Source organism: Candidatus Electrothrix sp., assembly GCF_052785085.1.
On sequence record NZ_JALAAI010000120.1, the window covers coordinates 1 to 11,011 of the forward strand.

Genomic DNA, 11,011 nt, shown 5'->3' on the forward strand with positions numbered 1-11,011 from the left:
AGGAAATAGACCAGGTCGCAGTGAACCGCGGGCTGTGAAGCGTCGTCCAAAGGCCTACCCTCGTTTGACAGTACCAAGAAGACAAACGGCGTAATCCTGTGGTCAACCACTTAAGGTCGTGCCATTAGTATAAAACTGACATTGCAATTACAGATTTTGATCCTCACGATTTATCCGGGCATCCTTTACGGGAAATCCCGCATAAAATAATCTACCTGTGTCCCAAATATGTAAATGACGACACTCCGAAACCTTATCGGGAATGGCTACAGGCAATTAACGACACCTTAGACGAAGAGGTTGATGAGAAAAGCTATAAGATACCGGAAATACATAAACTTTTTGAACATATTCAAAAAGATCGGATTTCACCGGCTGAACGTGCGCGTATGATTGAAGAGTATCATCAGGAGGAACTCCAGAAAACACAGTTTGACGAAGGTAGGCTCGCTGTTGCAAAGGCTTTGCTTAAAGAGGGTATTGCCCCTGATATTATAGCTAAAACTACTGGTTTTCCTCTGGATGTCATAATGGAAATAAAAAACAGTGGTGCAATTTCAAACTCCAACATATCTTAATTTTTTGAGAAATCATGACCGAGCAACAGGGAAAGGGGCTATGGGAAGTGCGTGTCCGACTTGATGGTCGAATAGCAAGAATTCTATTCACTTCTCATGACGGACTTATGGTTTTGCTTCATGGTTTTATTAAAAAAAATCAAAAAACACCCACAAGTGAATTAAAGGTTGCACGGCAACGCATGGCTACTTTTGGAGACAAAAATGAATAAACACATTGGAAGCAGCTTTGATGATTTTCTGGAGGAAGAGGGCCTGCTGGCTGAAACAGAGGCTGTTGCCATTAAACGCGTTATTGCTTATCAAGTTAACCAGACAATGAAGGCGCAAAAATTATCAAAAGTAGCTATGGCTCAAAAAATGAATACAAGTCGCTCTGCATTAGATCGCTTGCTTGATCCCAAAAACACCTCAATAACGCTTCAAACATTAGAACGTGCCGCACACGCTGTCGGCAAGCGGCTACGCATTGAATTTGCGTAATAGAAAGCAGACAGACAATGCCGCAATTTCGTCCTCCAACGTTTCTTAATTTTTCGAGAGATTATGACCAAGCAACAGGGTACGCCCATCCTTGAGGTCAGCGACCTGACCATGCAGTTCGGTGGCATCAGGGCCTTGGACAAACTCAATATCCGGGTCCGCCAAGGGGAGATAGCCGCCCTGATCGGGCCGAACGGGGCAGGCAAGACCACCTTCTTCAACTGCCTGACCGGAATCTACAAGCCAACATCAGGTAAGCTCTTCCTGAGACCACCGGGACAAGAGAGTAAACGGTTAAACGGCTTAAAACCGAACAAAGTAACGGAACAGGGACTTGCCCGGACCTTTCAGAATATCCGCCTGTTCCCGGACATGAGCGTGCTGGAAAACGTGATGATCGGTTGTCATTGCCGAACCAAGGCCAGGGTATTGGGAGCAATTTTTCGAGACAAGAAGACTGTTAAAGAAGAAAAAAAGGTGGTTGCCCGCTCCTATGCCCTGCTGGAAAAAACAGGTCTGGCTGAACTGGCCAATGAATTTGCCAAAAATCTCCCCTACGGTGCTCAACGCAGGCTGGAGATAGCCAGGGCCTTGGCAACCGATCCGGCCTTGCTGCTCCTTGATGAACCGGCAGCAGGCATGAATCCCCAGGAAACCGTGGAACTGGATGAACTGATCACTGAGATCCGTGATAACGGCATTTCCATCCTCCTGATTGAGCACGATATGAAGCTGGTCATGAGTCTGTCCGACCATATCTTTGTTATGGATTACGGCAAAAAGATCGCAGAAGGCACACCGAATCAAGTTCGCAATAATCCAGAGGTCATCAGGGCCTATCTCGGTGAAGACATGGAATAATCCACAACATAACAGTATACTCGGTACTCAGAGCATTAATTCCCAACACATCCACTCCGGCGATAAGAGTGAAATAAAAAAAGTAGCCCTGAAGGGGCTGTATCCAACCAGCTCAGGGTAACACCCTGAGCATTTTCATATAAAGAAATGAGTAAACACGTTTATATAAAGACCTTTGGCTGTCAGATGAATGAGCGGGACTCCGAGATCATGGAGCAGCTGTTGGCGCAGTCCGGTTATATCCCGGTGGCGGACCAGACAGATGCCGACCTGGTGATTCTCAACACCTGCTCCATTCGCGCCAAGGCAGAACAAAAGGTTTTCAGCCTGCTTGGTTCGCTCCGCAAGCAGAAACAGGGGCAGCCAGAACTTCGTATTGCCGTGGCAGGCTGTGTTGCCCAGCAAGAAGGTAAACAGATTTTCCGCAGGATGCCCCATGTGGATATCGTGGTAGGAACCCAGCAGCTCTATCAACTGCCGGAAATGCTTGGACGGCTTGAGCGGAAAGAAACGGCCAGGGAAATATCCTGTAATCTTGATAAGGAGTTCTCCATTCCTCCCTTCCAGAGATTACTTAAAGATGATGCCCCGAATCAACCCGCAGACTTTCGTAAATTCGTTACTATCATGCAGGGCTGCAATAATTATTGCAGTTATTGTGTGGTGCCAACAACCCGGGGTCGGGAAATCAGCAGGCCCGTTGCAGATATCCGGGAGGAAGTTCAGCTTCAAGTAAACCGTGGGGTTAAGGAGATCACCCTGTTGGGGCAGAATGTCAATTCCTATGGCTGTACCAATCCGGTTGCGGAGAATCCAACCGGTTTTGCTGACCTCCTTAAAATGGTTGCCGCAGTGCCCGGTGTGCAGCGGCTCCGCTTCACCACCTCGAATCCGCAGGATCTTTCCACAGAACTGATGCAATGCTTTCGGGATCTTCCCAATCTCTGCCCCCATTTTCATTTGCCGGTGCAGGCCGGGTCCAATGCCGTGCTGAAAAGGATGCATCGCAAGTACACCAGAGAACTGTATCTGGAAAAGGTCGAGGAACTGCGTTCCTATTGCCCGGGTATCGCCATTTGCACGGATGTCATAGTCGGTTTTCCTGGAGAAACAGAAGATGATTTTGCCCTGACGATGGACCTGCTGGAAAGAGTTCGCTTCCACGGTTCTTTTTCCTTTAAATATTCAGACCGCCCGCATACCCGCTCCGCAGAGTTTACGGATAAAGTTGAAGAGCAGGTTAAAGGAGAACGACTCCAGCACTTTCAAAGTCGCCAGGATGCAATCAGCCTGGAACGCAATCAGGAATTCCTTGACAAAAAGATTGAGGTTATGATTGAATCCAATACCTCCACCGGAACCCAGGGCCGCACAGGCAGCAACCATATTGTTCATTTTTCTACGCCAACAAACCTGCGACCTGGGGACCTTGCTTGGGTCACGATTACCCGTGCAGGTCAACATTCCCTCAAAGGAGAATTGGCTCCCCCAGAGGCATCCTGACACATACCTCAGTATGATTCCGGTACGGTATGCTGTGCGATCACAGGCATACCCGTTAATACACCTTTTCAATAACTAACTTTTGACATCCCCCTTATGGCACTTGCTCTTTTCGATCTTGATAATACCCTGCTCGCCGGTGACAGCGATTATGAATGGGGCCGCTTTCTTATTACAAAAGGCTTGGTTGATGAGGCCTATTATGAGGCGGAAAACAACCGTTTTTACGAACAATACAAACAGGGCACGCTGGATATTTACGAATTTGCCGCGTTCAGTTTCCAACCCCTGGCAGAACGCAGTATGAAAGAACTTGCTCAGCTCCATGCAGAATTCATGGAACAGGTAATTCGTCCTATGATTGACAAGCCAGCCCAGGCTCTGGTTGACCAACATAAGGAACAGGGGGATCTTGTCATGGTCATCACCGCGACCAACAGCTTTATCACCAAACCGATTGTTCAGGCCTTTGGTATAGAGCATCTACTGGCTACAGAACCGCAGATCCTCAATAATCGATACACAACAAAAATTGAAGGGATCCCCTGTTTTCATGAGGGTAAGGTTCAGCGCCTGAAAAACTGGCTGGCTGCAAATAATATGTCATTACAGGACAGCTGTTTTTATAGCGATTCCATCAATGATCTCCCTCTCCTGGAAAAGGTAGACAGACCTGTTGCTGTTGATCCGGATGAGAAATTGGCTGCTCTTGCCCAGCAAAAAAACTGGGAAAGTATCTCGCTCCATGCTTAATGAAAGAGATTATTCAGCGTAAACCTCCTTTCAGGAACTCTCAGAATATTGTTTTGTAAAATTCCTTTTTTTATGGACAGCACCTTATTTTCTACTATAACTTATAAGGTAAACCCATTTTTTATAGCCAATAACACATCATCATATTTTATATTTTTCTTTTGTGCGAACACATACCGTGCTTGTCATTGGACCGGAAATAAATCAGTCTTTAACAAGAAGGCTTGTAACAGCTTACTGAATCCATGAATAAAAAGAAGGTCAAAATCTTAATAGTAGACGATGAGCAAGTCCACAGGTACATGCTCTACTCCATGTTGAAGGATTGGGGGTGGTCGTGTCAGGAAGCTGATGACGGTGAAACAGCAGTTGAAGCGGTACGGCAAGGTCCTTTTGATGTCATTCTTATGGATGTCTGTATGGAGCCTCTGGATGGTCTTGAGGCTCTGCGTCAAATCCACGCCATTAACCCATCAATTCCTGTAGTGATGATGACTGCCTACTCCTCAATAGACTCTGCTGTTGAGGCCATTAAGCTGGGTGCCCATGATTACCTGACCAAACCCATAGATTTTGCGCGACTCCGCCAAACCCTGGAAGTTGCTATGGGGCATCGCCAACAACCAGATAAAACCGAGCTGTCAGAAAAACCCTTTGGCGAGGATGGCAGGATCATTGGAACATCAGCTCCTATGCAGACCCTCTGGGAGATGATTATCCAGGTTGCTCCCACAGAGGCTACTGTCCTGATTAGTGGTGATTCCGGGACCGGGAAAGAGCTGGTTGCTTCAGCCCTGCACTACAAAAGCCAACGACGCAAAGGCCCTTTTATCAAGGTAAACTGCGCAGCCCTTTCTGAAACCCTGCTGGAATCAGAACTCTTTGGTCATGAAAAAGGTGCTTTTACAGGCGCAGACCGTCGCCGCGAAGGCTGCTTTGTCCAGGCCCAGGAAGGCACTCTGTTTCTGGATGAAATAGGGGAAACCACCCCGGCCATGCAGGCAAAACTCCTCCGCGTTCTTCAGGAACATGAACTCCAGCGGGTGGGCGGCCAGGATGTTATTACTGTTGATGTGCGCATTATTACAGCCACTAACCGGGATCTGGAAGCAGAAGTAAAAGCAGGTAACTTCCGGGAAGACCTGTATTACCGGCTCAATGTTGTTGCTCTGGACATGCCTTCCCTCTGTGATCGTGATGGTGACATTCCCTTGCTCGCTGATTTTTTCCTGCGCAATTTTGCCAAAAGAAACAAACGTGAGGTACAGGGCATTACCCCGGAATGCATGGATATTCTTAACCGTTACCCCTGGCCGGGTAATGTCCGGGAGCTGGAAAATGCCATAGAACGAGGCGTCATCCTGATGCGAGGAGATTATCTTGATATTGATGGCCTGCCTATGGCAGTCCAAAACTGGGCTGGCATGAATCCCAAAAAGGAAGAAGAACAACCATCCACCCTGAAAGAAGCGGAACGCATCATGATCCTGAAAACTCTTGAGGAAACCAATGGAAATCGCAGTGAAGCAGCCCGTCGTTTACAGATCACCCGCAAAACCCTGCTCAATAAACTCAAAAGATATGGGGTCTAGGAGCAAACCTATGCCTGTATCCCTTTGTCGTTGTGTTTTTCTCCTCTATCGTAAAGCACCAGAAAAACCAGCAACGTGATAAAAAGGCCCACATGGATCATAAAGAAGACAAGAGCAGTGAACAGGGAAGCTGTAAATTGCCCTCTCTTGAGTTTAAGATCGTTACGTGCGAAAAAATTCTCCTGGAACTTTTTCTTATCCACCTTGCTTGGTACGTATAAGGCGTAGGAGCCTGACTCATTTTTAAAGGCCAGGACGACACCATGCTGCTGATAAATGAGTCGGGCTGCAATCCTCCGTTGCTTGCCCGTGGCTGCGGTGACCAGATATTCTGCCAGCTTCTGTTCTATACCCCTGTTCAGTTCAACAGAGATCTGCTGCTGCATGATAAGGTTGCCACGAATAATCATCCCCAAAAGAAAAATATTCACGATCAATATCCCCAAAAAAATCAAGGAAAAATATTTTTTCTTCTCTTGCCTGGCAACCTGCCAAAAACTGACTGGTAAAAAAACTGAAAAAAGCACGATTAGAACAAATTGGATTGCATCCTGTTGAAACATTTCAGGGTACAACCAAAGGCCGAGCAGAAAACCTCCCCAAATCAATAACGTTATCCCAGGTAATTTCTTCATGTTTTCTCCTCAAAAATATACTGCATCTTTTGTCCCACCCCAAAAAAAGGGATATCAATAAAGGGGTATCATTCTTCAATGAAACAAATCTGTACTGTAGTTCTTTTCAAGTTCTGTGCAACAGCTAATTGTTTTTTTTTTACAACGTATTCTTTCTTCACCTGAAAAACGGCGTTACAGCTGCTTGTTGACTTTTTTCTGTTGCGAGATCACCACAGAGCTTATATATATTATAAGTAAAAAAATTTTACCTTTTTTCTTCAGGTAGAATGCAGTGCGTCCGAACCTACGGGCAACGAAATTAATTTCACAGAACAAGGAGAGTGAGAACCATGAAACTGAAAGTATTGGCACAGGCTGCTGTTGTAGTCCTGCTGTCGGCGGGTGTCGCCTTTGCTGGAGGCAGAGCCCTCACCTGCGACGACTGCTCAGATGAATGCTTAGAAAATCCCTATAGCAAGGGATGTCCGCCTGTCTGTAAGGATCCGGAATGTCAAGCGACCTGTGATGACTGCTCAGAGATGTGTAAACAAAATCCCTATCTGCCAGATTGCCCGGATATCTGTCGGGATGTTACATGCCAATCCTGCGAAGATTGTACAGATGATTGCAAAATCAACCCCTATGGTGAAGGCTGTCCAGATATCTGTCGGGATATCAAGTGCTACAGCTGTGATGACTGCTCTGTCGAGTGCATTGAAAATCCAGAGGGACAGGATTGCCCACCAGTCTGTGACGAGTTGGGCTGCAACATCTGTGATAAATTCCCCACAGACTGTCCGGTCTCCTGTAAAGACGGTTCTCCAGATCAGGAAAACTGCCCCACAGAGTGCCAGGATGTGCCAGAAGAATGTCTGTCCGATGATTCTGTCAAACAGGAAACACCTGTTGAAATCACCTGTGACGACTGCCCGCCTGAATGCGAAGATGATCCTTATGCCGAAGGCTGCCCTGCTGAATGTCAGGAGTTAAACTGTTATGCCAGTGGAGCAATGGAGCCCCTACGTTTTATCGGCGACCTCGGTTACCTGCGTCTTTCCGATCCGGCAGATTTTCTCTTTGCCCGCTTAGGTGTTGAATACAGTCCCTATGCAGGAACAGCGTATGAAAATATCTCGTACCTGCTCATGGTCGGTGCTGCTCACAAACTGGACGGTTCTGACGGTGACGATGCCCTTCTGATAGATGCTATTGCTCAGTACAACTGGTCTGATGCTTTTGATGGGTTTATCGGTCTTGGACTTGGAGGCTGGATCAGTGCTGGAGACGATGACATTGACTCTGAAGATACTGACCTGGATATCCTGGCCAACATTGGAGCACGGGTCTATGGCGATCCTGACGCGTTCAATGCCTCAATCTTTTTAGAGGCACGTAATGCTGTTGATGAGTTGAGTGATATTTCTCAATACGGACGTTTTGGTGTAGGAATTCGTTTTCAGTACTAATTTAGCGGATTCGTAACTCGTGCCACCGCACGAGTACAAGGGTCTGGGGAATGACTTCCCTAGGCCCTTTTTTTATTTGTATCAGGACAACGAAAGGCCCTCAGAAATCCACAGAGTCTCATCCTCCGTGAACCAGGAACATTACCGGGTTTCAGTACGATCAGTTACTACAGGAAAAAGAAAAAAGGCTGGAAATGAACAACAAAAGGCAACGGCGCTATCACCGTTGCCCATTGTACACAGGTACACAGTTCCAATTAACTCTCGGTCACAGTGATAGCACCTGCCTCGCAAACCTCAACGCAGGTCTCACAGCCCAGACACTCATCTTCGTTGACCGGATCTGATTTACCATCGACCATCTCAAATACTTCTGCTGGACAGGAACTGATACACTCTTCGCAAGCTGTACATTTGTCTTTGTCAACAACTACTTCAAACATAGTCTTTCTCCTTAGTAGCGGCTTGATCCACAAGCCCTTTTATAAAAGTACCATCACGGTTAATTATGTACAATAGAACATGTACTGACTTGGGCAAAGATACCCTTAATATTTTTACTGTCAATATTTTTTTTACACGACTCGCCCTGTCCAATATTTTTCTCTGTCAACATTTCTTTCCCGGAGAAGAAAAGAAGTTATATTTTACAAAAAACAGAGCAAAAGGAGTATGTTCTGACACATACCAAACTCAATAAAATACATCCCCTTACCTTTTCTCCACTCTTCTTCATCCTTTCTCTCTGCTGGGCCGCGAAAACGCAGCATCAATTACATTTTTTCCCCACAGCTTGACAAAGAAACTACTTTATAGTAAACAAAGCTTTCAGTGTTACAAAAAATAAAAAAATATTACTGAGGACTCATCATGCACATTTCAGAAGGAATTCTTTCAGTACCAATTTTAATAAGTGGCGGACTCGTAACCACACTGGGCACCTATATCGGCTTGAAAAAAATTGATCCGGAACAGATAATGCCGGTAGCCCTCCTCTCTTCCGCCTTTTTTGTTGCAGGGCTTGTCCATGTCCCGCTTGGACCTGGATCTGTACATTTAATGCTGATAGGACTTCTTGGCGTCATGCTCGGCTGGGCCGCATTTCCAGCTATCCTTGTGGCACTCTTTCTTCAGACCCTTTTTTTTCAATTTGGCGGAATTGCCGTTCTTGGAGTGAATACTGCAATAATGGCTCTGCCAGCACTCTGTTGCCACTACCTGACCCGTCCTTGGATAGAAAACCCTAAAACCAGGCCTGCTGCTGCTTTTATTGCCGGTTTTTTGGCTATTCTTCTTGCGTCATTCATAACCTCTTGCGCTCTTGCCCTGACTGATACCGGATTCACTGCTGCTGCTCAACTCATTATTGCTGCAAACATACCAATTATGATTATTGAAGGATGTATTACCATGTTCACTGTTGGCTTTCTTGCCAAAGTTCAACCGGAAATTCTATATCCTGAGTATGCATGAACAGCTCACATATCTTGCCACCACAAAAAACAGTACTACTTGTCGCTGTATTGCCCCTGCTGTTCCTGGTTTCCCCACCTGCACACGCACATAAGCTGAACGTTTTCGCCTGGGGCAGTGACAGACAAATATACGGAGAGACATTTTTTAACGGAGGACGCAAGGCCAAAAATATAACTGTCCAGGTCCAGAACGCAGAATCGCATAGCCTGGTCCTGACAACCCAAACCAATGCGCTGGGAGAATTCCAGTTCACCCTACCACAACAGGTTGTTCAGCAACAACTTGACCTTTTGGTTTCAGCAGATTCTGGGGATGGACATCGTGGTGAGTGGCTTCTGGAGGCAAGTGAGTATCTTGGGCCAGAGTCTACCACAGCAGATCCCTCAACAGCGCTTATGAATACAGTGGATACAGCGGCTGTTCGTGAAATCGTACGACAGGAGCTGAAGCGGGAACTCATTCCCATAAAAAAAGACCTGGCTGAAAGACAAGAAAAAAAAGTTCGCTTACAGGACATACTTGGTGGAATAGGCTGCATCATCGGGCTGGCTGGCCTCTTGGCCTGGTTTCAGGCAAAGAAAAAGACTTCAACAGGGAGCTATAAGACCTAAGACCTCTGCTCTCCTGTTGTCACAATATGTACAACTTAAACGAACAACTTATTTAATCTCTTCAACTTTTTAAACGTCGGAGTCAGGTGATTCAAGTGAACCACCTGTGATTGTATACTATTTACACAAAAACACAAAAAAGGAGTAACAACGATGAAGTTCAAAGCTGCCGTAGCAACCGCACTGTTTCTCACCTGCATGACAGGAGAGGCCTTAGCCCATTTCGGGATGGTTATCCCTTCGGAGAATATTCTGGAGCCAAAGAAAAAAACCGTGCAATTAGACCTTTCCTTTTCCCATCCTTTTGAGATGATCGGCATGGATCTGGTGACACCCAAGGCATTCTTTATGATGGCAGGGGACAAGAAAACCGACCTGCTGCCCGGCCTCAAAGAATCCAAGGTCATGGATCATGCTGCCTGGACAACCGAGGTGGCCATTAAACGCCCTGGCGTATACACCTTTGTCATGGAGCCAACCCCGTACTGGGAACCGGCTGAGGATGTATCTATCATCCATTATACCAAGACAATGATCGCGGCCTTTGGTGATGATCAGGGCTGGGATAAGCCGGTCGGTATTGCAACGGAAATTGTGCCGCTCACCCGTCCTTTTGGTAATTATGCAGGCAACAGCTTTTCCGGCCAAGTGCTGTTGAACGGCGAGCCGGTTCCAGGCGCAGAGGTGGAAGTGGAACTGTACAACAAGGATAAAAAATTCACTGCTCCCAGTGACTACCATGTCACCCAAGTGGTCAAGGCCGATGAAAACGGCGTATTCACCTTTGCCTGTCCTCAATCTGGTTGGTGGGGTTTTGCCGCACTGAATGAGGCTGACTATACCATCAAAAATCCTGACGGAGAGGAAAAAGGGGTTGAGCTGGGTGCAGTCCTCTGGACCTATCTGGATGAGTATAAATAACACCCCCGCTTCAGGGTGTGGAACTCAAAAACGACACCTTTCCCTCTGAATAGGTGCATTTCATGCGGCTCGCTGAAGTTTTTCAATCTTCAGATTCATTGAATGCTTGATTTGGTTTGTTATAACCTTAATCCTGAATTTCTCTTGAAG

13 protein-coding genes are annotated in these 11,011 nt (G+C 46.5%); 11 read left to right on the plus strand and 2 right to left on the minus strand.

What is annotated here, in order from left to right; translation table 11 throughout:
- Positions 1–389 precede the first annotated feature (389 nt).
- The 7 genes from L2082_RS15680 (at position 390) to L2082_RS15710 (ending at position 5,770) form a co-directional block, all read left to right on the plus strand.
- On the plus strand, positions 390–578 hold the full coding sequence (locus L2082_RS15680) for a hypothetical protein (protein ID WP_446011938.1): 189 nt from the start codon (positions 390–392) through the stop codon (positions 576–578).
- A gap of 14 nt (positions 579–592) precedes the next feature.
- Positions 593–790, plus strand: coding sequence for a type II toxin-antitoxin system RelE/ParE family toxin (locus L2082_RS15685; RefSeq protein WP_446011939.1), 198 nt, complete (start codon positions 593–595; stop codon positions 788–790).
- Positions 783–1,061 carry an XRE family transcriptional regulator gene (locus L2082_RS15690; protein WP_446011940.1) on the plus strand — a complete coding sequence of 93 codons (279 nt, stop codon included), beginning with the start codon at positions 783–785 and terminating at the stop codon, positions 1,059–1,061. The genes L2082_RS15685 and L2082_RS15690 overlap by 8 nt, the downstream gene beginning before the upstream one ends.
- Before the next feature lie 63 nt (positions 1,062–1,124).
- Entirely contained in the window at positions 1,125–1,922 is a 798-nt protein-coding gene (locus tag L2082_RS15695; protein WP_446011941.1) for an ABC transporter ATP-binding protein, read from the plus strand.
- Between the two features lie 147 nt (positions 1,923–2,069).
- Positions 2,070–3,425 carry a tRNA (N6-isopentenyl adenosine(37)-C2)-methylthiotransferase MiaB gene (gene miaB, locus L2082_RS15700; RefSeq protein ID WP_446011942.1) on the plus strand — a complete coding sequence of 452 codons (1,356 nt, stop codon included), beginning with the start codon at positions 2,070–2,072 and terminating at the stop codon, positions 3,423–3,425.
- 96 nt (positions 3,426–3,521) lie between these two features.
- Complete coding sequence (locus L2082_RS15705) at positions 3,522–4,178, plus strand: histidinol-phosphatase (protein ID WP_446010439.1); 657 nt, start codon at positions 3,522–3,524, stop codon at positions 4,176–4,178.
- 245 nt (positions 4,179–4,423) lie between these two features.
- Positions 4,424–5,770 carry a sigma-54-dependent transcriptional regulator gene (locus L2082_RS15710; RefSeq protein WP_446010440.1) on the plus strand — a complete coding sequence of 449 codons (1,347 nt, stop codon included), beginning with the start codon at positions 4,424–4,426 and terminating at the stop codon, positions 5,768–5,770.
- A gap of 8 nt (positions 5,771–5,778) precedes the next feature.
- Here L2082_RS15710 and L2082_RS15715 read toward each other — a convergent pair whose 3' ends face one another.
- On the minus strand, positions 5,779–6,405 hold the full coding sequence (locus L2082_RS15715; RefSeq protein ID WP_446010441.1) for a hypothetical protein: 627 nt from the start codon (positions 6,403–6,405) through the stop codon (positions 5,779–5,781).
- Between the two features lie 332 nt (positions 6,406–6,737).
- On the opposite strand from L2082_RS15715, the gene L2082_RS15720 reads away from it, so the two are divergent.
- Positions 6,738–7,853 carry a hypothetical protein gene (locus L2082_RS15720; RefSeq protein WP_446010442.1) on the plus strand — a complete coding sequence of 372 codons (1,116 nt, stop codon included), beginning with the start codon at positions 6,738–6,740 and terminating at the stop codon, positions 7,851–7,853.
- Positions 7,854–8,110: 257 nt separating this feature from the next.
- Here the strand turns inward: L2082_RS15720 and L2082_RS15725 are convergent, their stop codons facing one another.
- Positions 8,111–8,296: an indolepyruvate ferredoxin oxidoreductase subunit alpha gene (locus L2082_RS15725; RefSeq protein WP_446010443.1), complete on the minus strand. Its 186-nt coding sequence runs from the start codon at positions 8,294–8,296 to the stop codon at positions 8,111–8,113.
- A gap of 427 nt (positions 8,297–8,723) precedes the next feature.
- On the opposite strand from L2082_RS15725, the gene cbiM reads away from it, so the two are divergent.
- The 3 genes from cbiM (at position 8,724) to L2082_RS15740 (ending at position 10,861) form a co-directional block, all read left to right on the plus strand.
- Entirely contained in the window at positions 8,724–9,326 is a 603-nt protein-coding gene (gene cbiM / locus L2082_RS15730) for a cobalt transporter CbiM (protein WP_446010444.1), read from the plus strand.
- Positions 9,323–9,940, plus strand: a complete 618-nt coding sequence (locus L2082_RS15735; protein WP_446011943.1) for a hypothetical protein — start codon at positions 9,323–9,325, stop codon at positions 9,938–9,940. The genes cbiM and L2082_RS15735 overlap by 4 nt, the downstream gene beginning before the upstream one ends.
- A 153-nt stretch (positions 9,941–10,093) precedes the next feature.
- Complete coding sequence (locus L2082_RS15740) at positions 10,094–10,861, plus strand: DUF4198 domain-containing protein (protein WP_446011944.1); 768 nt, start codon at positions 10,094–10,096, stop codon at positions 10,859–10,861.
- Positions 10,862–11,011 lie beyond the last annotated feature (150 nt).